The following is a 20,394-nucleotide window of genomic DNA, read 5'->3' as shown; positions in this document are numbered from 1 at the left end:
ATGCTGTTCAAGGCAAATACGCTTGAGGCCATTGCACGAGGGGATGTCGATCTGGCGTTCCGGCGCTGGACCCGGCCGACGGTGAAAACAGGGTCGCGCCTGCGGACGGCCATCGGCTCATTGATCATAGGCGAGGTCTCTCTGGCCGCACCGGAAAAGATCACGGCAGACGAGGCAAAGCGGGCGGGGTTTTCTGACGTTGCCGCCTTGGAGCGGGACCTGCGCCAGGGCGATGGCGCGATCTACCGTATCGCCATTGCGGGTGTGGAAGCGGACGAGAGAACCGCCTTGCGCGAGGAGGCATTGTCTCAAGCGGATACTGCCGGTCTGGCGGACCGGCTTGCCCGCTGGGACAAGGCGGCTGGGCTCTCCGGCTATCACCAACGCATTCTGCAAGTGATTGCTGACCATCCGGGAATGGCGGCGAGTGATCTCGCCGCGCAACTCGGTGTTGAAAAACTCAAACTGAAACGCGATGTGCGCAAACTCAAGGAGGTCGGTTTGACCATCAGTCTCGGCATTGGCTACCGGCTGTCGCCACGCGGCCGGAGCTTTCTGGGCGCGCTGACATGACCATATTGATCCCTTCAACCGAGACCGAAATTGTCGAGGCGGTGCAATGGGCATTGTCCGAGGGCGCGCCGGTGGAAGTCTGCGGCCATGGGTCGAAGCGCGGACTCGGCCGTCCGCTGCAGACCGAGCACACGATTGCCCTGTCGAACCATTCCGGCGTGACGCTCTACGAACCGGATGAACTGGTACTGAGCGCCAGGGCCGGAACACCCATCGCCGAGCTGGAGGCCCTGCTTGCCTCCAAGGGCCAGGCCTTTCAGTTCGAGCCCATGGATTACGGACCGTTGCTGGGACAGGCGGCGGGGCAGGGCAGTCTTGGCGGCGTCCTTGCCGCCAATCTGTGCGGACCGCGCCGGTTGAAGGCGGGGTCCGCCCGCGATCACGTGCTGGGCGTGCGCGTCGTCTCGGGGCGCGGCGAACTGTTCAAATCAGGCGGCCGGGTGGTCAAGAACGTGACTGGCTATGATCTGTCCAAGGGCATGGCCAATTCCTGGGGTACCCTTGGCATTGCCACGGAAATCACCTTCAAGGTCCTGCCTGCGCCGGAGACGGAGACGACACTGGTCGTTCGCGGATTGATGGATGACGAGGCCGCACGGGCCATGGCTATCGCCATGGGGTCGAGCGGCGAGGTGGCGTCTGCCGCGCATTTGCCGGTGAACATTTGCGGACGGGTTATCGACGGCGTTCTGAAAGGCGAGTCTTCGACGCTGCTCCGGCTGGAGGGCTTTGCCCCCTCCGTTGCCGACCGCGTGGCGATGCTGCGCGACCTGCTGTCGTCCGCCGGTGCCATCGAGGAAATTTCAGGGGAGATATCGCGCAAGCTCTGGCAGGAGGTGCGCGACGTCATTCCGTTCGCCGATGGAACCGAGCGGCCGGTCTGGCGCGTGTCCATGGCACCGATGGAAGCCCACAAGCTGGTGGCATCCATGCGCATGGGCGCCGCGGCCGATGCCTATTATGACTGGCAGGGCGGACTCATCTGGATGCGGCTCGACGGTGAACCCGAAGCGGAGGCAGTCCGGGCCCTCATCCGCAAATATGGCGGCGGCCATGCCACGCTGGTGCGCGCGCCCGACGCGGTCCGCGCGGCCACCCCCGTCTTCGAACCGCAGCCCGCAGCACTGGCGGCCCTGTCGAAGCGGCTGAAACAGCAGTTTGACCCGGACGGTATCCTCAATCCCGGCCGCATGGTTGCAGGAGTGTAGCATGCAGACCAATTTCACCCCGCAGCAATTGCTTGACCCCGGTGTTGCCGAATCCGAAAAGATCCTGCGCAAATGCGTCCATTGCGGGTTCTGCACCGCCACATGCCCGACCTATGTCACGCTGGGCAACGAACTCGACAGCCCGCGCGGCCGCATCTATCTCATCAAGGACATGCTGGAAAATGGCCGTCCTGCCGATGAGCAGATTGTCAGGCATGTCGACCGCTGCCTGTCCTGCCTTGCCTGCATGACGACCTGTCCGTCTGGTGTGAACTACATGCATCTGGTCGACCATGCCCGTGCCCACATCGAAAAAACCTATAAACGCCCCGTGATGAACCGTTTCATCCGGGCGCTGCTGGCGTTTATTCTGCCGCATCCCCAGCGCTTCCGGCTGTCATTGACGGCAGCGAAATTCGGCCGTCCCTTGGCGCCGCTGTTCCGGTCCATCCCGGCGCTGAAACCGGTTGCAGCCATGCTTGAACTCGCGCCGAAATCCGTTCCGGCAAAATCCCGCTTTGCCGAACCGGGCCTGCACAAGCCGGCGCGCGCAAAGCGGGGCCGTGTCGCCATCCTGACCGGCTGCGCCCAGCCGGTGCTGAAACCCGGCATCAACGAGGCGACGATCCGCCTTTTGACCCGCCTCGGCATTGAAGTCGTCGTGCCGAAGGGCGAGGGCTGCTGCGGCTCCCTCGTCCACCATATGGGCCGCGACGAGGCTGCGCTGGATGATGCCCGCCGCAATGTCGATGTCTGGACACGTGAGTTGAACGCGGGTGGGCTCGACGCCATCATCGTCACGGCTTCGGGCTGCGGCACGACGATCAAGGATTACGGCCATATGCTGCGGCTCGATCCGGACTACCGCGACAAGGCGGCAGTCATCTCCGGGCTTGCCAGGGATATCACCGAATATCTGACGACCCTCGATCTGCCTGCACCGTCGCAACCGGCGGATCTCGTCGTCGCCTATCACTCCGCCTGTTCGATGCAGCATGGCCAGAAGCTGACACGGCAGCCGAAGGATCTGCTGAAAGCCGCCGGTTTTACCGTCCGCGAGCCCGCCGAGGGGCATCTTTGCTGCGGGTCCGCCGGGACCTACAACATCATGCAGGCGGAGATTGCCCGCACGCTGCGCGACCGCAAGGTGAAAAACATCGAGGCGACGGGCGCCAGCGTCATTGCGACAGGCAATATCGGCTGCATCACCCAGATTGCCAGTGCAGCGAAACTGCCCATCGTCCACACGGTCGAATTGCTGGACTGGGTCTATGGCGGGCCGCGGCCGGAAGGTGTGCCTGCGCCTGTCTTGCGCGCTGCCGAGTAGGCAAAAGAAAGGCGGTGGCTCCATCGGAACCACCGCCCAGTTTCGGCACCGCCCCCGGTGCCGTCCCCACTAACTCTCACATCACAACGACTTTCGTGCCGACTTTGACGCGTTCGTAGAGATCCGTGACATCCTCATTGCGCATGCGGATACAGCCGCTGGAGACGGCGTGGCCGATCGTCCAGGGCGCGTTGGTGCCGTGAATGCGATACAATGTATTGCCCAGATAAAGAGCGCGGGCGCCGAGCGGGTTGGCCGGGCCGCCTTCCATGTGAACCGGGAGAATCTTGCCCTTTTCTTTCTCGCGCTCGATCATCGAAGCAGGCGGGCGCCAGTCCGGCCATTCCGCCTTGCGGGTGATGTTGTTGGTGCCGTTCCAGCCAAAGCCTTCCTTGCCGACGCCAACACCATAGCGGCGGGCCTGGCCATCGGCTTCGACGAGAAAGAGGAACCGCTGGGACGTATCGATAACGATGGTGCCGGGTGCCTGCGGGCCACTATAGGCAACGGTCTGCGGCAGGAATTTCGGGTCCATGGCGCGCTTTTTGGGCTGCGCTTCGGCGGCAGGTTCTGCCGGGCGGCGGAACGACACTTCGCGTACGGCCGGGTTTGCCGCCTCTTCGGTCCGGGCGGGACGGCGTGCCTCGCGGCGATGCACACTTGAGCCGCGCGCCGGCGGGTCGCTCAGGACAACGCGGTCGCGTATATTGACCGAGGTGCCAACAGGGCGTTCCCGCAGTTGCATCACCCACGGCGCGGACAGGTCGGGGCTCATCACCACCGGCGGCCGGGTCGCGTAGCGCTCGCTGGCATTGGCGTGGACTGTAAAGGCGGTCAGGCAGGAGGTGACAAGCAGCAATGCGGTCTTCATCGGGCAATTCTCTTGGCAATCAACGCTCCTGACAGGATTTGTCAGGTTTCGGATTGAGTTTGCGCGCGTGGCGGTAGAAAAAAGTGAACGTGGATCAATAAAAAGCGATTCTTTCCGGAAACTATTTGTTGTGGTTACCGGATGGTTTCGGTCACTGGTTAATGCCAGGTGAACATGTTCCGGAAGGACAGGCAGATGACGGACGAAGCGCCGGTAAAGACGGGTTTGATGACGGGCGAGGACGGCGAGACCAGATGTTCCTGGCCCGGAGCGCTGCCGGAATATATCCACTATCACGATCACGAGTGGGGACGTCCCGTCACGGACGACCGCCGGCTGTTTGAAAAGATATGCCTGGAAGGCTTTCAATCCGGCCTGTCGTGGCTGACCATCCTGCGCAAGCGCGAAAACTTCCGCGAGGCGTTCGACGGTTTCGATTTCGAGCGCATCGCCCGCTATGGCGAGAAGGATATCGAGCGGCTGCTGGCCAATGCCGGGATCATCCGCCATCGCGGCAAGATCACCTCGACCATCAACAATGCCAGGCGCGTCCTTGAACTCCTTGCGGAGAAAGGTTCGCTTGCCGCCTATTTCTGGAGCTTTGAACCGCCTGTTGAGGAGCGGCCCAGAATTGTCGACTATGGCACGCTGATGGCCAATCCCACGACACCGGCGTCGGTGCGCCTCTCCAAGGATTTGAAAAAACGCGGTTTCAGCTTTGTCGGACCCACCACCATGTATGCGCATATGCAGGCCATGGGGCTGGTGAACGACCATGTGGAAGGCTGCAAGTGCCGGGCGGAGATCGAAAAAATCCGCGCCAATTTCAAACGGCCTGTCTGATCCACCTGTAGTAAACTGAAAACGGCATGCGGGCTTGCTTTGCTGCGGCAATTGCGAGCCGGTAATTCCTTGCCCTCCATGCCCTGATCGGTTAGAGCAAACTCCAATTCAAAGTTGATACTTCAAGGCATCGGATCAAAATCATGACAACGAAGGCAGACAGGTTGAAGGCGCGGCTGCCGCGCGGTTTTGTGGATCGGGTTCCCGATGATCTGCGTGCTGCCGAAACGATGATGGCCGACATCCGCAAGGTCTACGACCTCTACGGTTTCGAGCCCGTGGAAACACCGCTCGTCGAATATACCGATGCGCTCGGCAAGTTCCTGCCCGACCAGGACCGGCCGAACGAGGGCGTGTTTTCCTTCCAGGACGATGACGAGCAGTGGCTGTCGCTGCGCTACGATCTGACGGCGCCCTTGGCGCGCTTTGTGGCCGAGAATTTCGAGAGCCTGCCAAAGCCTTATCGCAGCTACCGCGCGGGCTGGGTGTTCCGCAATGAGAAGCCGGGTCCCGGCCGTTTCCGCCAGTTCATGCAATTCGATGCCGATACGGTCGGCGCGCCCTCCGTCTCGGCGGATGCGGAAATGTGCATGATGATGGCTGACGTGATGGAAGCTGTCGGCATCAAGCGCGGCGATTATGTCATCCGCGTCAACAACCGCAAGGTGCTGGACGGTGTGCTGGAATCCATCGGGCTGGGCGGCGATGACAAGATGGGCCAGCGTCTGGTCGTGCTGCGCGCCATCGACAAGCTCGACAAGTTCGGTGTCGACGGCGTGCGTCTCTTGCTCGGTAAAGGCCGTCTCGACGAAAGCGGCGACTTCACCAAGGGCGCGGGCCTCGACGAGGCGGCGATCGCCAAGGTACTGGCATTTACCTCAGCCGGTGGTGCCGACGGCAGTGAGACCATTGCCAATCTGGAAGCCGTTGTCGCCGGAAACGACAAGGGTGTCGAAGGCGTTGCCGAACTGGCTACCATCGAGGCTCTGTCCTCGGCTGCCGGTTATGGCGCGCGCATCCGCATCGATCCGTCCGTGGTGCGCGGTCTCGAATATTACACCGGCCCGGTCTTTGAAGCCGAACTGACCTTCGACGTGACCAATGAGAAGGGCGAAAAGGTCGTTTTCGGTTCCGTTGGCGGCGGCGGCCGTTATGACGGTCTGGTGTCGCGTTTCCGCGGCGAACCCACGCCGGCAACGGGCTTTTCCATCGGCGTATCGCGCCTGATGACGGCATTGAAGAACCTCGGCAAGCTTGACACGTCGGATAATGTCGGGCCGGTGGTCGTGCTGGTCATGGACCGCGATACGGCAAGCCTCGGCCGCTACCAGAAGATGGTTTCGGACCTCAGGCAGGCGGGCGTTCGCGCCGAAATGTATCTTGGCGGTTCCGGCATGAAGCCGCAGATGAAATATGCCGACCGGCGCGGCGCACCCTGCGTCATCATTCAGGGTTCGCAGGAACGCGACAATGGCGAAGTGCAGATCAAGGATCTGATCGAAGGGGCGCGTCTTTCGGCCGAGATCGAGGACAATACCGTGTGGCGTGAAGGCCGTCAGGCACAGATCACCGCCAGGGAAAGCGATCTCGTGGCGGAAGTGCGCAAGATTCTCGAAGCCCAGGCTGAGGATCGTGCCAACGCCGCGAAAGCAGGCTGATCTGATATGACCGGTTCCCGCGCTCCTGTCTTTGCCCGTGATCTTGCCGCGCTGCTTTCAGCGCGGGATGCGGAGCTTGTGGATATTCCGGTCATTCAACCGGCTGACCAGTTTCTCGATATGGCGGGCGAAGACTTGCGCCGCCGGATTTTCCTCACCGAGAACGAGAATGGCCAGAGCCTGTGCCTGCGCCCGGAATTTACCATACCGGTCTGCCGCAACCACATCGAGCTGAATGCCGCCACACCCAAGCGCTATGGCTATCTCGGCGAAGTCTTCCGCCAGCGGCGTGAGGGCGGCAACGAGTTCTTTCAGGCCGGGATTGAGGATCTGGGCGATGCCAACCGCGCCCGCGCCGATGCCCGGTCGCTGGCAGACGCCATTGCCTCCATCCGTCTCGTCGCGCCGAAGGCCGAGCTTGAAACGCTGCTCGGCGATCAGGCGATTTTCGAAGCGGTTCTGGCGGCACTCGGCCTGCCGCGCGGCTGGCAGAAAAAGCTGGCGCGCGCCTTTGGCAATCCGGGCCAACTCAAAAGCCTGCTTGCCGATCTCTCGTCCAGCCAGAAGAACGGTTCTCTGCCCGACCGTCTCACTGCGCTGGTAGCGGACAGTAACGAGACCGGACTTGCCGCCGCGCTGGAGCAGGACATGCAGGTGGCGGGTCTGTCGCCCGGTGCCGGGCGCAGCCCGCAGGAGATTGCGCGCCGCCTGATCGAGAAGGCCAATCTGGCCTCGGTCAAGCTGCCGGCGCAGGCTTTTGCCGCGCTCGAAACTTTTCTTGCCATACGCGTGCCGTTGCAGGCTGCGTCGTCCCATCTGCGCACGTTCTCGCGTGCCAATGAATTTGACCTCGGTCCTGCTCTCGACCAGTTCGAAGCCCGGGTTGTTGCCGTGCGCGAAGCGGGGATCGAGCAGGAAAACATCGTCTACGACGCTGCCTTTGGCCGCCCGCTCGATTATTACACCGGCCTTGTCTACGAAACCCGCGCCCTGAACAGCCCCGACCTCGGCGCCATTGTCGGCGGCGGCCGCTATGACCGGCTCTTGACCATGCTCGGCGCTGTCGATTCCATTCCCGGCGTCGGTTTTTCGATCTGGCTCGACCGGCTGGAGAAAATTGCCGGAGAGGCGCAATGACCATCACGCTCGCGCTTCCCTCCAAGGGCCGCCTCAAGGAACAGGCGCTGGACGTGCTTGAAAAGGCCGGACTGAAGGTCATCCTGCCGAAGGATCAGCGCAATTATCGTGCGCAGGTTGAGGGCGACAGCAGGATCGACATCCTGTTTCTGTCCGCCTCGGAGATTGCCCGCGAGCTTGGCTATGGCAGCGTTGATCTCGGGGTAACCGGCGAGGACCTGATCCGTGAGAGCCTATCGGCAGCCGACGAGCGCGTGCAGATCGAAGCGCGGCTGGGGTTCGGCCATGCGGATGTTGTCGTGGCCGTGCCCGAGGTCTGGTACGACGTGTCGACGATGGCTGACCTTGACGATGTGGCGGCCGAGTACCGCCAGCGTCATGGCAGGCGTTTGCGGATCGCCACCAAATACTGGCGCCTGACCCAGCAGTTTTTCTCGCAGATGCACGGTATCCAGGTCTACCGCATCGTTGAAAGCCTTGGCGCCACCGAGGGCGCTCCGGCATCCGGCTCCGCCGATATCATCGTCGATATCACCTCGACGGGCTCGACCCTGCAGGCCAATCACCTCAAGGTTCTGGAAGACGGCATCATCCTCAAATCCGAGGCGTGCCTCGTTTCCTCGCGCCGCAGTGCCGATCCCGCGGGGGGTGCGGCTCTGGCGCAACGCATACAGGCGGCGATAGCGCACGGCTAAGCATCAACTATCCGTGATATCACGTGGCTTTGTAACTTTTACGGCCGCTCATACGTATTTCCCAACGAGATGACTGATATGTTTCGGTCATCCTGTTCAGGGAGACTTTGTCATGATGACACGCCGATCGCTTTTTGGCGGAGCTGTTCTGGGGCTTGGAGCGCTGATCGCCGCGCGCTTTTCCTCCCAGCCCAAAGCCTATGCAGCCGGTACTTTTGAAGTCGAGCATACGGATGCCGAATGGAAGAAGCTGCTCACCGCGGATCAATATGACGTGCTGCGCAAGGAAGGCACGGAGCGCCCGTTCACCAGCCCGCTCAACCACGAAAAGCGCAAGGGTACATTTGCCTGCGCCGGGTGTGATCTGCCGCTCTTCGATTCCGACACCAAATTTGACAGCGGCACCGGCTGGCCGAGTTTCTGGGCGCCGATCAAGGGTGCTGTGACGGAAGTGTCGGACAGTTCCTTTGGCATGACACGCACCGCCGTCAACTGCCACCGCTGCGGCGGCCATCTGGGCCATGTCTTTGACGACGGGCCGCAGCCGACCGGTCTGCGCTATTGCATGAACGGCGTGGCCCTTACCTTCAAACCAGCCGCCGCCTGATACCCGGGAAAGGATTATCGATATGAAATTGCGTCAAATTCTGCTCGCTTCCTGCCTCATCTTCACGCCGGTCACTGCCCTTGCCGAAAGCATCACCATGGTTCCGCCACCCGCCATGGACCAGACGGCAACCACGAAGACGGAAACGATCGTTCTCGCCGGCGGCTGCTTCTGGGGCGTGCAGGGTGTCTACCAGCATCTGAAGGGTGTCACCAATGCCGTGTCCGGCTATTCCGGCGGCAAGAAGGAAACGGCGAGCTACGAGATTGTCAGTTCCGGCAACACCGGTCATGCGGAATCCGTCGAGGTGACGTTCGATCCCAAGGTGGTCAGCCTCGGCAAGATCCTGCAGGTTTATTTCTCCGTGGTGCACAATCCGACAGAGTTGAACCGGCAGGGCCCGGATTCGGGAACGCAGTATCGCTCGGCGATTTTCACCACGAATGAGGATCAGGCGAAGATTGCCAACGCCTATATCGCCCAATTGGACAAGGCAAAGGCCTATTCGGGACCGATCGTCACCAAGATTTCCGCTCTGGACAAGTTCTATCCCGCGGAGGGCTATCATCAGGATTACGCGACGCTGCATCCTTCGCAGCCCTATATCGCCTATTATGATCTGCCGAAGATCGAGGGCCTTAGCAAACTCTTCCCGCAGGACTACCGGGACAAACCTGTTCTGGTCAGCGAGGCGAAAGCGTCAAACTGACGGGAAACCGGGACAATAAAAAGGCCGCGTTAAGCGGCCTTTTTCATGCAACATGGATCGATTTCAGCGAAGCTTGGCATCGACCGAAAGCGTGCCTGCACCATGCTGGGCCAGAACGAAGAAACCGCCTGCGATAGCCAGGTTCTTGAAGAACTGGATGCTTTCGAAGGGTGCCCAGTGACCGACATAGGCGGCGCCGAGCGTGAAGAGGCCGAGAAGAATGGCTGCGTAGCGCGTCTGGAAGCCGAAGAGAACGGCAAGGCCGCCCACGAGTTCGACGAGACCGACGACAGCAGCTGTTACGGTTGGCAGCGGCAGGCTCTTGGCTGCAAAATATTCAGCCGTACCGGCCAGGTTGGTCAGCTTGCCATATCCCGCCGGGATGAACAAAAGGGTCAGCAGAATGCGGCTGATCAGTGTGGCGATGGCATTGCTGGACGTTGTTGAGTTGGCAAGTGCGTTGTCTGACATGGGATCGTTCTCCAGAGTTTGTCGTGACAACCGAATACCTAAATTCGATTGTCAAACAAAGCCACTATTTTCTCGACGCATTGTTCACAATGAAATGATTTTCTCTTCTCATTCCGGTGCGATCATGCGTTCTGGACGAACGAGACGGTCATAATCCTCGGCCGAAACGTGGCCGCTGGCCAGTGCTTCCTCGCGCAAGGTCGTGCCATTCTTGTGGGCGGTCTTGGCGATTTTGGCTGCATTGTCGTAGCCGATGGCGGGCGCAAGCGCCGTGACCAGCATCAGGGAACGCTCGAGCAGGTCCTTGATGCGCACTTCGTCCGCTTCGATGCCCTCGACGCAATTGTCGGCGAAGGACACCATCGAATCCGCAAGCAGGCGGATCGACTGCAGGACGTTGAGCGCTATGACCGGCTTGAACACGTTGAGCTCGAAATGGCCCTGGCTGGCGGCGACAGTAACTGTCGTCTGGTTGCCGAATACCTGTGCCGCGACCATCGTCAGCGCTTCCGCCTGCGTCGGGTTGACCTTGCCTGGCATGATCGACGAGCCCGGTTCGTTTTCCGGCAGCTTCAATTCACCGAGGCCGGAGCGGGGGCCTGAACCCAAAAAGCGGATGTCGTTGGCGATCTTGAAGAGATCGGTGGCAAGCGCGTTCAGGCTGCCGTGGAAGTTGGCGAGCGCGCCATGGCTGGCAAGCGCTTCGAACTTGTTCGGTGCTGTCCTGAAGCTGAGACCGGTGATATCCGACACGGCTTCGGCAAAACCGGTATCGAAGCCAACAGGGGCATTGAGGCCGGTGCCGACGGCTGTGCCGCCCTGCGCCAGCAGGAACACATCGGCAAGGCTCTGTTCGATGCGCTTGCGAGCATATTCCAAAGCGGCGCGATAGCCGGAGAATTCCTGGCCGAGCGTGACTGGTGTCGCATCCTGCGTATGCGTACGGCCGATCTTGATGATGTCGGCAAAGGCCTTTTCCTTCTTCGCCAGGGCGGCGGTCAGATGGTCAAGGGCAGGATAGAGCCGCTTGGTCGCCTCGACGGCAGTGGCGATATGGATGGCGGTCGGGAACGTATCGTTCGACGACTGGCTCATGTTGACGTGATCGTTCGGATGAACCGGCTTCTTCGAGCCCTTTTCCCCGCCGAGCATCTCGATGGCGCGGTTGGAGATGACTTCATTGGCGTTCATGTTCGACTGGGTGCCGGAACCGGTCTGCCAGACGACGAGCGGAAAATGATCGTCCAGTTTGCCTTCGATGACTTCTTCCGCCGCAACGGTGATGGCGCGGCCGGTGACTTCATCAAGCTTGCCGAGCGCCATGTTGGTCTCGGCGGCAGCGCGCTTGACGATGCCAAGGGCGCGGACGAGCGGGATCGGCATTCTTTCGCCGCCGATCTTGAAATTATGCAGCGAGCGCTCGGTTTGCGCGCCCCAGTATTTGTCCGCGGCAACTTCGATGGGACCAAACGTATCTGTTTCGGTGCGGGTATTGCTCATCGTGCTTTCTATCCTGTTGGAAGTTGCCGGAAGAACTACTGCTAACCTCCGCGCGAGGCAAGGTTTGCCAGGAGAATGTTGTTCTGGAAATCGTTCGGCAATGGGATAAAATCGATTATACGGCGTTCTGCGCAAATGAAAATTTCGGCAAGGTTACCCATGAATTCACCCCAGGAGACGCCTGTTCTTGCCAATTGCTCGGGACAGTATCGTGAGTCGGTGCCCCAGGCGGCGCTGAAGCCGCATTTTCTCTGCGTCTGGAGCCATGTAAGCCCGCATGCGGTGGGAAAGCCGGTGACCGTTGTTCCCGATGGTTGCGTCGATATTCTGTGGTCGCAAGGCCGTTTGAGCGTGGCCGGTCCCGATATCGCACCCCATGTGGTTGATCCGGGTATTACGAGCGTTGTCGGCATGCGCTTCGCACCGGGTGCTGCCGTAAAATGGCTCGGCCTGCCCATGTCCGAGCTCGTGGGATTGCGGGTTGATCTCGGTGAATTGTGGGGTGCGAAAGCCGAGGCGCTTGTGGACACGCTGAGCCCGGCGCAATCGGAGACAGAGGCAATGCAACGGCTGGAATCGGCTATCGCCGCAATGGCGGGTTCGATGGACCAGCCCGATGAGGCCATGTCCCGTACCTTTTCGGCGCTCAGCCGGGTGGGTGAGGGGTCGCACGTATCCCGGCTCGCAAGGCTTCTCGATATGAGCGAACGCACCTTGCGGCGACACTGCCGGACACATTTCGGCTATGGTCCGAAAACACTCGAACGCATCCTGCGCTTCCAGCATTTCCTCCGTTTGGCACAGTGTACGCCGGAAAGCAGCCTTGGCATGCTGGCATTTGAGGCGGATTATGCCGATCAGGCGCATTTGAGCCGGGAGGTCAAAGCGCTGGCGGGCATATCGCCCGGCGATGTCGTGCAGCAGATGGCGGCCTGATTGGCCGTTTTGTTCAAGACAGGCCGGTGCGACAAGCGATAGGTAACATGCAAATGGGGAGGACAGGCCGTGGTGACGCGTGACTCGCGAACTCTACAGGTTTCCATCGAACGGGATTGGCATGCGGTCTACGACTTCGCGTCCAATCCAGAGAATGTGCCGAAATGGGCATCCGGGCTGGCATCCGGTTTGCAAAAGCTCGGAGATGAGTGGCTTGCGGACGGGCCGGTCGGGAGACTGCGCATCCGCTTCGCCCCGTTGAACGCCTATGGGGTTCTGGATCATTGGGTTGTGACGGAAACCGGCGAGGAGGTCTATGTGCCGTTGCGCGTGATCCCGAACAATGACGGCTGCGAGGTCAGTTTCACGCTGTTCCGCATGCCTGACATGAGCGAGGGCAAGTTTGCGGAAGACGCCGCATGGGTTTTGAGAGATTTGACGGCATTGAAAGCCGTTTTGGAAACGCAGCAGATATGAAGGACGGATGATGGCTCAATCGGGCAGGGACAAGCGGATCGACTATATCGAATTCAACGTCAGCGACATCGGCCGCATGCGCGCATTCTATGGCGAGGCGTTCGGCTGGACCTTCAAGGATTACGGTCCGGAGTATTGCGAATTTTCCGATGGCAATCTCACGGGCGGCTTTGCTGCCGGCGGTGACGTGCGAACCGGCGGCCCGCTGGTCATTCTGTTCGCCGATGACCTTGCCGATGCCCAGAAACGTGTCGAAAGCGCCGGCGGGAAAATCGTCAAGCCTGTTTTTGATTTCCCGGGCGGGCGGCGCTTTCACTTCGCCGACCCGGATGGCTATGAACTCGCGGTCTGGTCCGACAAATAGGCGGGCCGTTCAGGCGGCCAGTTTCAGCATGTGCGCGTCGTAGCGTTCCATGAACTGGCGCAGCAGCTGCGGATATTCCGGCGTGACCGCCGCCTTGACGCTCGGACGCTCCGACAGGGCCTGGCGCCACGCCCGGACCTTCGGGTAAGCGGCAAACACGCCATGTTCCGTGAGTGTGTCGAAGGTGTCGAAATAGCGGAAGACCGGGGCGAACACCGCATCGACAAGGCTGAATGTCTTGCCGGCAAAGAACGGCCCGTCGCCGAGAACCTCTTCGAGCCGGGCGAACTTGGCTTTCAGTGTCGCAAGCTTGTCGTTGAACAGCGCCGCATCCCCTGTGGTTTCCAGCGACCAGATATCCGAAAGGATGGTCGAGCCGAATTCCATCCAGCCACGATGGCGGGCACGCTCGAGGGCATTGTCCGGATGCAGGCGCGGTTCACCTTCGGTCTCTTCGATATATTCGGCAATGACCGTGCTTTCGAACAGGACAGCCTCGGAGCCATCGTCCTGTTCCACCTTCAGCAGCGGGACCTTGCCCAGCGGCGATATCTTGAGGAACCAGTCCGGCTTGGCATTGAGATCAATGTAGATCTTTTCGAAGGGCACGCCTTTTTCCGCCAGTGCAATCGCCGCGCGCTGCACGTAGGGGCAAAGGAGATGGCTGATCAGGGTAAGTTTCTTGGTCATGGCGGGTCTCCCTATTCGTGATGGCTGAACAAGCAAAAAGGGCGACCGTCGAAACGGCCGCCCTTTGGAATTTATGCGGAGCGCGCTGCCTTCAGAGCCTTGCCCCACCAGACGAGCTGATCGAGCTGGTTGGTGGCTGCCTCATTCAGATGGGCATAATCGCCAAGCGTCTTTTCGCCCTTGACCACGCTCAGATATTCCGGGAACGAGATGTGGATGCCTGTCTTAACCGAGGCTGCACTCATCTCGACGAAAATCCCACGCAGGTGCTCGATGGCCCGTGCGCCGCCGACACCGCCATAACCGACGAAACCGACCGGCTTGTGGATGAAGTCGCCAAGATCGATCGCGTTTTTCAGAACGCCCGTTGGCGCGTGGTTGTATTCGGCGACCGTAACGACATAGGCATCGAATTCACGCAGCTTCTTCTTCCAGCGTTCCGCCGTCTCGCTCTGTTCCGTGGTTGTGCGCTCTTCGCCGAAAAACGCCATCGGATAGTCGATGAGATCGAGGATTTCGACCGCGACATCGTCGCGTTTGCCCGCAACGTCGGCGATCCATTTCGCCGGGAACTCGGCAAAGCGGCCAATGCGCGTGCTGCCAACGATGATGCCGATCTTCAGTTTCGTCATATTCAGAATTCCTCAGGTTTTTTGCTGTGGTAACTATTGGTTACTGGCGCTATATAAGTGACTGTTGAAAATACCCGCAAGGAGGCACTTTTTTGAAACCGAAGCACTTCCAAGTAACCTCTGCCTGTACGGCGGTGAATCACATTCTGGCCCGTGTCGGTGACAAATGGACCGTGCTGGTTATCAACTATCTCGGCAATGGTTCAATGCGCTTTAACGAGCTGAAGCGAACCATCAACGGGATTTCGCAGAAGATGCTGACCAGCACGTTGCGCGGGCTTGAGCGTGACGGCTTCGTCACCCGGACCGTCTATCCGACCATTCCGCCGCGCGTGGATTACGAGCTGACCGATCTTGGCCGTGAACTGCTGGTGCCGGTTCGCGGGCTGGCAGATTTTGCCATTCAGAACGAGCAACGTATCGCCAATGCGCGGGCACGGTTCGACAACGCCACCGGCGTGGCTGACATCGCCGCCTCATTCGCGGAAGCGGCGGAGTAACGGACTCAACGCTTTGCGGCGGATGCCTGCTGCTGTAGCGTACTGGTTGCCAGATAGACAACAAAAAAGGCGGGCCAAGGCCCGCCTTTTCCGTATGTGATTGGCGTGGACTGATTAGAAGTCCATACCGCCCATGCCGCCCATTCCGCCGCCTGGCATCTGGGGAGCGCCGCCATTGTCCTTCTTCGGAGCTTCGGCGATCATGGCTTCTGTCGTAACGAGAAGACCGGCAACCGATGCTGCGTCCTGCAGAGCCGTACGAACAACCTTGACCGGGTCGACGATGCCCATGACGATCAGATCGCCATATTCACCATTGGCCGCATTGTAGCCGTAGGTTTCTTTCTTGCTCTCAAGGATCTTGCCGACAACGATGGAAGCTTCGTCACCTGCGTTCGTTGCGATCTGGCGAGCCGGAGCCTGCAGCGCACGACGAACGATGTTGATGCCAGCGTCCTGATCGGAGTTTGCACCCTTGAGTGTCAGGTTTGCCGAAGCGCGGAGCAGGGCAACGCCACCGCCGGGAACGATGCCTTCTTCAACAGCAGCACGTGTTGCGTTGAGAGCGTCGTCGACGCGGTCCTTCTTTTCCTTCACTTCAACTTCCGTTGCACCGCCAACGCGGATAACGGCAACACCGCCAGCGAGCTTGGCAAGACGTTCCTGCAGCTTCTCACGGTCGTAGTCGGAAGTGGTTTCGTCGATCTGCTGCTTGATCTGGCCGACGCGGGCGTTGATTTCGCCCTTCTTGCCATGACCGTCAACGATCGTGGTGTTTTCCTTGGTGATCGACACCTTCTTGGCGCGGCCGAGCATGTCCAGCGTAACGCTTTCGAGCTTGATGCCGAGATCTTCGGAAATAACCTGACCACCGGTGAGGATCGCGATGTCTTCCAGCATGGCCTTGCGGCGATCGCCGAAGCCAGGAGCCTTGACGGCAGCAATCTTCAGGCCGCCGCGCAGCTTGTTGACGACGAGCGTTGCAAGAGCTTCGCCTTCGACGTCTTCGGAGATGATGACGAGCGGCTTGGAAGTCTGGACGACAGCTTCGAGAACCGGCAGGAGAGCCTGGAGGTTCGACAGCTTCTTCTCGTGCAGAAGGATGTAGGCGTCTTCGAGGTCAGCAACCATCTTTTCAGGGTTGGTGACGAAGTATGGGCTGAGGTAGCCGCGGTCGAACTGCATGCCTTCGACGACTTCGAGTTCGGTGTCAGCGGTCTTGGCTTCTTCGACGGTGATAACACCCTCGTTGCCGACCTTCTGCATTGCCTTGGCAATCATTTCACCGATTTCAGTCTCGCCATTGGCAGAGATCGTGCCAACCTGCGCAACTTCTTCCGAAGTCTTGATCTTCTTGGCGCTCTTGCCGAGCTGCTTGACGACTTCTGCAACAGCAAGATCGATGCCGCGCTTCAGGTCCATCGGGTTCATGCCGGCAGCAACAGCCTTGCCGCCTTCCTGAACGATTGCCTGGGCCAGAACAGTCGCAGTCGTGGTGCCGTCACCGGCAATGTCGTTCGTCTTCGAAGCGACTTCACGGACCATCTGTGCGCCCATGTTTTCGAACTTGTCTTCAAGTTCGATTTCCTTGGCAACGGTTACGCCGTCCTTGGTGATGCGCGGAGCGCCGAAGGACTTGTCGATAACGACGTTGCGGCCTTTCGGGCCGAGCGTTACCTTGACAGCGTCCGCAAGGATATTGACACCGCGCAGCATGCGCTCACGCGCGTCGCGGCCGAATTTTACTTCTTTGGCAGCCATTTTATCTCTCCTGGGATTGAACCCGGTTTGATCGAAATTCGTTGATTAAAGGGAAAACCGGCTGATTAGCCGAGGATGCCCAGAATGTCGGATTCTTTCATGATCAGCAGATCTTCGCCGCCGATCTTGACTTCCGTGCCCGACCACTTGCCGAACAGGACATGATCGCCTGCCTTGACATCGAGCGGGATGAGCTTGCCGGCTTCGTCACGAGCGCCGGTACCGACGGAGACGATTTCGCCTTCCTGTGGCTTTTCCTTGGCAGTATCCGGAATGATGATGCCGCCTGCAGTCTTTGCTTCGGATTCGATACGGCGTACGACGACGCGATCGTGAAGCGGGCGGAACTTGGTCTTGGCCATGGTTAGAACCCTTGATGTTGGTGTCAAAACGGTGAAGCGAACGAGTGATCGTCCGCGTTATTAGCACTCACAAGTGACGAGTGCTAACTGGGCTCGGAAATAGTGGGCAGCCATGGAAGAGTCAAGGGAGAGGTTTGCCGAATTTTCGGCGAATGACTGAAAAGCAATGCACGCTGGCGCGTCTTCAGCCCATGCGAAATCATCCCATGCAATTGTGAACCAATGATGACGCGCTTGTCGTTATGCGGCCTCGCGCCGCGCCGCTGCTGCCTTTGCCGCTTCGGAACGCAGATGGGTATCTCCCCAGACCTTGAGGGCCGATATGATCGGCTCCAGGCTGCGGCCGTGTTCCGTCAGGGAGTATTCCACCTTGGGTGGTACCTGTGCATAGACCTTGCGTGTGATGAAGCCGTCGGCCTCCAGCTCGCGCAGCTGGTTGGTCAGCATGCGCTGGGTAACGCTGTTCAGGTGACGGCGGATTTCGTTGAAGCGCAGCGTACCGGACATCAGGTGAAAAAGGATCATGCCCTTCCATTTGCCGCCGATGAGATTGAGCGTTCCTTCCACCGGACAACCCGGGGCGCAATCAAAATTCGTATGGCGGATGCGCGGCATCACGGTATCCTTTATGACACTATATGCAATTTATGTGCATTCTTGCACTGTTCAAACATAGCGCGCATTTGAACAGCGTCAACTTATCTGGAGAATGCCTATGCGCGCTGTCGCCTATTATGAACCGCAGCCGGTCACTGCGGAAACCTCACTCGTCGATATCGATCTGCCCAAGCCCGAAGCGCAGGGGCGCGACCTTCTGGTCGAAGTGAAAGCCATATCGGTCAATCCCGTCGATACGAAAATCCGCGCCGGTGCAAAGCCGGAAGCGGGCCAGCCAAGAGTTCTCGGCTGGGATGCGGCCGGTATCGTTACAGCGGTGGGGCCGGATGTCCGGCACTTCAAGGTTGGGGACGAGGTGTTCTATGCGGGAGCGGTGGATCGCTCGGGAACCAATGCCGAGTATCATCTTGTCGATGAGCGCATCGTTGGCACGAAGCCGAAATCCCTCGATTTCAGCGCCGCGGCTGCCCTGCCGCTGACGTCGATTACCGCATGGGAAATGCTGTTTCACCGGCTCCACATCGACATTCCGGTGGTTGGCGCAGCCAACGCCATTCTGATTATCGGCGGTGCCGGTGGGGTCGGTTCGATTGCGGTGCAGCTTGCGCGCAAACTGACCAACCTGACGGTGATCGCCACGGCCTCGCGCCCGGAAACCCGCCGATGGGTGGAGGAACTGGGCGCACACCATGTCATCGATCATTCAAAGCCACTCGCCGCGCAGGTGGAAGCGCTCGGTCTCGGCGCACCCGCCTTCGTCTTTGCGACGACGAACTCCGATACGCATCGCACGGAGATTGCGGCGCTGATTGCGCCGCAGGGCCGGTTCGGCCTGATCGATGATCCGAAAAGCTACGATATCATGCCGTTCAAATGGAAAAGTGTTTCCATCCACTGGGAGGTGATGTTCACCCGCTCGCGTTACGATACCGCCGATATCGAGGAGCAGCACAAGCTGCTCAACCGGGTGGCGGAACTCGTGGATGCCGGCACGCTGCGCACCACCCTTGCCGACGATCTCGGCACGATTTCAGCCGCCAATCTGAAAAAGGCCCATGCGCTTATTGAAAGCGGCCGTGCCCGCGGCAAGATTGTCCTGACCGGCTTTTAAACAACTGCAGCGGGCAGGGCGTCCATGCTCTGCCCGCTATCGCGTTATCGCGCAAACCGCAGCCAGCCGATGATGGCCACCGCAAGATAGGTGCCGCCGCAGACGAGGAGGAGATCGCCAGGGCTGACGCGGCTGCTCATCATCGGGGCCACCAGCATGCCGAAGAGCATGCCGGCGTGGGAGGTCACGATATAGATGCGTGTGGCCGGTGCGATATCGGCTGACGGCAGCAGGGTCTGGCGCAGGGTTGCAAAGGCGACGTCCTTGAAAGGGCCACCGAAACCCGACACTCCCGAAGCGATGACAAAGCCGACGAGACGCCAGTGCACAGGGATGGGTGCAAGGGCGGCCAGCGCCATCAGCAGGATGCCTGTGCCGGTTGTACACACGCCGAGATAGATCATCCGCGCCGGATGTTCCGGCATGGGACGGTTGCCGACAATGAGATTGGCGATGAGATTGCTCACCCCGAATGCCGCGATCACCAGACCGTAGAGCCCGAAACCGGTTGTCAGCGACGCATCGAACTGGCTGGAAATGATGAGGGGAACAGCGAGGAAGAAGGCCACATACCATGCACCGCCGATGAAGGCATTGCTGTCGAGCAGGAAGCCGAGCAGCGGTTGCCTGTGCATGGCGCGATAGCCGTAGGACAGGCTGGCGAGCGGGTGTTTTTTCTGCTGGCTCACGGGCGGCGCGACCGGTGTCGAAGACAAAGGCAATGCCATGATCGCTGCCGCTGAAAGCAGGAAGCTCAGGGCATTGGCGGTGAAGAAATGAATGGGGGCAATGACCGCGCCAGCCAATGCAATCAGTCCGGGACCAAGCAATCGCGCCAGCCGGTTCGTCGCATCGAGCAGCGCATTGGTGCCGGCCAGCAGGCCCGGTTCATTGGCGATCAGCTGCGGCAGAATGGTCTGCAGCGCCGGCAGGAACAGAGCTTCACCGGCGGCAAGAACCGCGACGGCCAAGGCAAGCACCCAGGCGTCCGGTTGTCCTTCGATCATCCAGAAGAGAACCACGAGAACCAGCACGCCGCAGCGGCAAAGGTCGGCGCCGATCATCGTGCGGCGGCGGTCCCAGCGATCCGACATGGCGCCCCCGAAAAACAGCACGGCAAGGATGATCGCCGATTTGACCGCGGCGATGTAACCGGCGGCCGGGCCGAATATATCAACGGCAATCCAGCTCAGCGCGACCGTATAGAGCTGGTCGCCGACAGCGGACAAGGCAAGGCCGGACCAGAGCAAACCGATGGAGCGTCGGCGAAGCAGTGTGATGAATTGCATGGGGCGAAAACAGGCTTGTGGAGGATCAATGCCACAAGGTTATTGCAAAATCTTT

The 20,394-nt window shown here is 60.0% G+C and carries 23 protein-coding genes; 14 read left to right on the top strand and 9 right to left on the bottom strand.

What is annotated here, in order from left to right; genetic code table 11:
- From ACZ25R_RS17620 to glcF, 3 genes are read left to right on the top strand one after another with little or no spacing between them, the layout of a single operon-like run.
- Complete coding sequence (locus ACZ25R_RS17620; RefSeq protein WP_472461724.1) at positions 1-573, top strand: ASCH domain-containing protein; 573 nt, start codon at positions 1-3, stop codon at positions 571-573.
- A complete protein-coding gene (glcE, locus tag ACZ25R_RS17615; RefSeq protein WP_472461723.1) occupies positions 570-1,781 on the top strand; it encodes a glycolate oxidase subunit GlcE in 1,212 nt (403 codons plus the stop codon). Before ACZ25R_RS17620 ends, glcE begins: the two co-directional genes overlap by 4 nt.
- 1 nt (position 1,782) lies before the next feature.
- Positions 1,783-3,108, top strand: a complete 1,326-nt coding sequence (gene glcF / locus ACZ25R_RS17610) for a glycolate oxidase subunit GlcF (protein WP_472461722.1) — start codon at positions 1,783-1,785, stop codon at positions 3,106-3,108.
- Positions 3,109-3,184: 76 nt separating this feature from the next.
- Here the strand turns inward: glcF and ACZ25R_RS17605 are convergent, their stop codons facing one another.
- A complete protein-coding gene (locus ACZ25R_RS17605; RefSeq protein WP_472461721.1) occupies positions 3,185-3,979 on the bottom strand; it encodes a L,D-transpeptidase in 795 nt (264 codons plus the stop codon).
- Between the two features lie 195 nt (positions 3,980-4,174).
- Here ACZ25R_RS17605 and ACZ25R_RS17600 point away from each other — a divergent pair, with 195 nt between their 5' ends.
- The 6 genes from ACZ25R_RS17600 (at position 4,175) to msrA (ending at position 9,628) form a co-directional block, all read left to right on the top strand.
- On the top strand, positions 4,175-4,822 hold the full coding sequence (locus ACZ25R_RS17600) for a DNA-3-methyladenine glycosylase I (RefSeq protein ID WP_464662798.1): 648 nt from the start codon (positions 4,175-4,177) through the stop codon (positions 4,820-4,822).
- A gap of 143 nt (positions 4,823-4,965) precedes the next feature.
- On the top strand, positions 4,966-6,480 hold the full coding sequence (gene hisS / locus ACZ25R_RS17595; RefSeq protein ID WP_472461720.1) for a histidine--tRNA ligase: 1,515 nt from the start codon (positions 4,966-4,968) through the stop codon (positions 6,478-6,480).
- Positions 6,481-6,486: 6 nt separating this feature from the next.
- Positions 6,487-7,617: an ATP phosphoribosyltransferase regulatory subunit gene (locus tag ACZ25R_RS17590; RefSeq protein WP_472461719.1), complete on the top strand. Its 1,131-nt coding sequence runs from the start codon at positions 6,487-6,489 to the stop codon at positions 7,615-7,617.
- Positions 7,614-8,312, top strand: coding sequence for an ATP phosphoribosyltransferase (hisG, locus tag ACZ25R_RS17585; RefSeq protein ID WP_472461718.1), 699 nt, complete (start codon positions 7,614-7,616; stop codon positions 8,310-8,312). Before ACZ25R_RS17590 ends, hisG begins: the two co-directional genes overlap by 4 nt.
- A 112-nt stretch (positions 8,313-8,424) precedes the next feature.
- A complete protein-coding gene (gene msrB, locus ACZ25R_RS17580; RefSeq protein WP_472461717.1) occupies positions 8,425-8,919 on the top strand; it encodes a peptide-methionine (R)-S-oxide reductase MsrB in 495 nt (164 codons plus the stop codon).
- A 22-nt stretch (positions 8,920-8,941) separates the two neighbouring features.
- Positions 8,942-9,628 carry a peptide-methionine (S)-S-oxide reductase MsrA gene (msrA, locus tag ACZ25R_RS17575; protein ID WP_472461716.1) on the top strand — a complete coding sequence of 229 codons (687 nt, stop codon included), beginning with the start codon at positions 8,942-8,944 and terminating at the stop codon, positions 9,626-9,628.
- 63 nt (positions 9,629-9,691) lie between these two features.
- Here the strand turns inward: msrA and ACZ25R_RS17570 are convergent, their stop codons facing one another.
- Together ACZ25R_RS17570 and fumC are read right to left on the bottom strand one after the other, a co-directional pair.
- Positions 9,692-10,099, bottom strand: a complete 408-nt coding sequence (locus ACZ25R_RS17570; RefSeq protein WP_464662804.1) for a DoxX family protein — start codon at positions 10,097-10,099, stop codon at positions 9,692-9,694.
- Between the two features lie 108 nt (positions 10,100-10,207).
- On the bottom strand, positions 10,208-11,599 hold the full coding sequence (fumC, locus tag ACZ25R_RS17565; protein ID WP_223611690.1) for a class II fumarate hydratase: 1,392 nt from the start codon (positions 11,597-11,599) through the stop codon (positions 10,208-10,210).
- A gap of 159 nt (positions 11,600-11,758) precedes the next feature.
- On the opposite strand from fumC, the gene ACZ25R_RS17560 reads away from it, so the two are divergent.
- The 3 genes from ACZ25R_RS17560 to ACZ25R_RS17550 all read left to right on the top strand — a co-directional run bounded on the left by ACZ25R_RS17560 (position 11,759) and on the right by ACZ25R_RS17550 (position 13,376).
- Positions 11,759-12,535: a helix-turn-helix domain-containing protein gene (locus tag ACZ25R_RS17560; protein WP_472461715.1), complete on the top strand. Its 777-nt coding sequence runs from the start codon at positions 11,759-11,761 to the stop codon at positions 12,533-12,535.
- A gap of 69 nt (positions 12,536-12,604) precedes the next feature.
- Positions 12,605-13,012, top strand: coding sequence for an SRPBCC family protein (locus tag ACZ25R_RS17555; protein WP_464662807.1), 408 nt, complete (start codon positions 12,605-12,607; stop codon positions 13,010-13,012).
- Positions 13,013-13,022: 10 nt separating this feature from the next.
- The gene (locus tag ACZ25R_RS17550; RefSeq protein WP_403170087.1) at positions 13,023-13,376 is read left to right on the top strand and encodes a VOC family protein; all 354 of its coding nucleotides are present in this window, start codon (positions 13,023-13,025) and stop codon (positions 13,374-13,376) included.
- Between the two features lie 9 nt (positions 13,377-13,385).
- Here the strand turns inward: ACZ25R_RS17550 and ACZ25R_RS17545 are convergent, their stop codons facing one another.
- On the bottom strand, positions 13,386-14,066 hold the full coding sequence (locus ACZ25R_RS17545) for a glutathione S-transferase family protein (protein WP_223611686.1): 681 nt from the start codon (positions 14,064-14,066) through the stop codon (positions 13,386-13,388).
- A gap of 71 nt (positions 14,067-14,137) precedes the next feature.
- A complete protein-coding gene (locus ACZ25R_RS17540; protein ID WP_464662808.1) occupies positions 14,138-14,698 on the bottom strand; it encodes an NADPH-dependent FMN reductase in 561 nt (186 codons plus the stop codon).
- Positions 14,699-14,790: 92 nt separating this feature from the next.
- Between ACZ25R_RS17540 and ACZ25R_RS17535 the strand changes: the two genes are divergently transcribed.
- Positions 14,791-15,198, top strand: coding sequence for a winged helix-turn-helix transcriptional regulator (locus tag ACZ25R_RS17535; RefSeq protein ID WP_403170093.1), 408 nt, complete (start codon positions 14,791-14,793; stop codon positions 15,196-15,198).
- A gap of 114 nt (positions 15,199-15,312) precedes the next feature.
- Here ACZ25R_RS17535 and groL read toward each other — a convergent pair whose 3' ends face one another.
- The 3 genes from groL to ACZ25R_RS17520 all read right to left on the bottom strand — a co-directional run bounded on the left by groL (position 15,313) and on the right by ACZ25R_RS17520 (position 17,936).
- A complete protein-coding gene (groL, locus tag ACZ25R_RS17530) occupies positions 15,313-16,959 on the bottom strand; it encodes a chaperonin GroEL (protein ID WP_105736257.1) in 1,647 nt (548 codons plus the stop codon).
- Positions 16,960-17,024: 65 nt separating this feature from the next.
- Positions 17,025-17,321 carry a co-chaperone GroES gene (gene groES / locus ACZ25R_RS17525; RefSeq protein WP_105736255.1) on the bottom strand — a complete coding sequence of 99 codons (297 nt, stop codon included), beginning with the start codon at positions 17,319-17,321 and terminating at the stop codon, positions 17,025-17,027.
- A gap of 240 nt (positions 17,322-17,561) precedes the next feature.
- Entirely contained in the window at positions 17,562-17,936 is a 375-nt protein-coding gene (locus ACZ25R_RS17520) for a winged helix-turn-helix transcriptional regulator (RefSeq protein ID WP_472461714.1), read from the bottom strand.
- Positions 17,937-18,036: 100 nt separating this feature from the next.
- On the opposite strand from ACZ25R_RS17520, the gene ACZ25R_RS17515 reads away from it, so the two are divergent.
- Entirely contained in the window at positions 18,037-19,050 is a 1,014-nt protein-coding gene (locus ACZ25R_RS17515; RefSeq protein WP_472461713.1) for a zinc-binding alcohol dehydrogenase family protein, read from the top strand.
- A gap of 44 nt (positions 19,051-19,094) precedes the next feature.
- Here ACZ25R_RS17515 and ACZ25R_RS17510 read toward each other — a convergent pair whose 3' ends face one another.
- Positions 19,095-20,339, bottom strand: a complete 1,245-nt coding sequence (locus tag ACZ25R_RS17510; RefSeq protein WP_472461712.1) for an MFS transporter — start codon at positions 20,337-20,339, stop codon at positions 19,095-19,097.
- Positions 20,340-20,394 lie beyond the last annotated feature (55 nt).

The sequence above is a fragment of the Phyllobacterium sp. RCAM01083 genome, from assembly GCF_055685835.1.
Note: the sequence above shows the minus strand (reverse complement) of the source record. Positions and strands in the feature narration are given on the sequence as shown.

Bases quoted from the DNA above. Each gene is read 5' to 3' on its own strand.
- msrB (WP_472461717.1), top strand. From the start codon at position 8,425: ATGATGACACGCCGATCGCTTTTTGGCGGAGCTGTTCTGGGGCTTGGA.
- ACZ25R_RS17515 (WP_472461713.1), top strand. From the start codon at position 18,037: ATGCGCGCTGTCGCCTATTATGAACCGCAGCCGGTCACTGCGGAAACC.
- ACZ25R_RS17620 (WP_472461724.1), top strand. From the start codon at position 1: ATGCTGTTCAAGGCAAATACGCTTGAGGCCATTGCACGAGGGGATGTC.
- hisS (WP_472461720.1), top strand. From the start codon at position 4,966: ATGACAACGAAGGCAGACAGGTTGAAGGCGCGGCTGCCGCGCGGTTTT.
- ACZ25R_RS17545 (WP_223611686.1), bottom strand. From the start codon at position 14,066: ATGACCAAGAAACTTACCCTGATCAGCCATCTCCTTTGCCCCTACGTG.
- ACZ25R_RS17605 (WP_472461721.1), bottom strand. From the start codon at position 3,979: ATGAAGACCGCATTGCTGCTTGTCACCTCCTGCCTGACCGCCTTTACA.
- ACZ25R_RS17560 (WP_472461715.1), top strand. From the start codon at position 11,759: ATGAATTCACCCCAGGAGACGCCTGTTCTTGCCAATTGCTCGGGACAG.
- glcF (WP_472461722.1), top strand. From the start codon at position 1,783: ATGCAGACCAATTTCACCCCGCAGCAATTGCTTGACCCCGGTGTTGCC.
- groES (WP_105736255.1), bottom strand. From the start codon at position 17,321: ATGGCCAAGACCAAGTTCCGCCCGCTTCACGATCGCGTCGTCGTACGC.
- ACZ25R_RS17540 (WP_464662808.1), bottom strand. From the start codon at position 14,698: ATGACGAAACTGAAGATCGGCATCATCGTTGGCAGCACGCGCATTGGC.
- groL (WP_105736257.1), bottom strand. From the start codon at position 16,959: ATGGCTGCCAAAGAAGTAAAATTCGGCCGCGACGCGCGTGAGCGCATG.
- ACZ25R_RS17600 (WP_464662798.1), top strand. From the start codon at position 4,175: ATGACGGACGAAGCGCCGGTAAAGACGGGTTTGATGACGGGCGAGGAC.
- ACZ25R_RS17550 (WP_403170087.1), top strand. From the start codon at position 13,023: ATGGCTCAATCGGGCAGGGACAAGCGGATCGACTATATCGAATTCAAC.
- ACZ25R_RS17590 (WP_472461719.1), top strand. From the start codon at position 6,487: ATGACCGGTTCCCGCGCTCCTGTCTTTGCCCGTGATCTTGCCGCGCTG.
- hisG (WP_472461718.1), top strand. From the start codon at position 7,614: ATGACCATCACGCTCGCGCTTCCCTCCAAGGGCCGCCTCAAGGAACAG.
- fumC (WP_223611690.1), bottom strand. From the start codon at position 11,599: ATGAGCAATACCCGCACCGAAACAGATACGTTTGGTCCCATCGAAGTT.
- ACZ25R_RS17510 (WP_472461712.1), bottom strand. From the start codon at position 20,339: ATGCAATTCATCACACTGCTTCGCCGACGCTCCATCGGTTTGCTCTGG.
- ACZ25R_RS17570 (WP_464662804.1), bottom strand. From the start codon at position 10,099: ATGTCAGACAACGCACTTGCCAACTCAACAACGTCCAGCAATGCCATC.
- msrA (WP_472461716.1), top strand. From the start codon at position 8,942: ATGAAATTGCGTCAAATTCTGCTCGCTTCCTGCCTCATCTTCACGCCG.
- ACZ25R_RS17520 (WP_472461714.1), bottom strand. From the start codon at position 17,936: ATGCCGCGCATCCGCCATACGAATTTTGATTGCGCCCCGGGTTGTCCG.
- glcE (WP_472461723.1), top strand. From the start codon at position 570: ATGACCATATTGATCCCTTCAACCGAGACCGAAATTGTCGAGGCGGTG.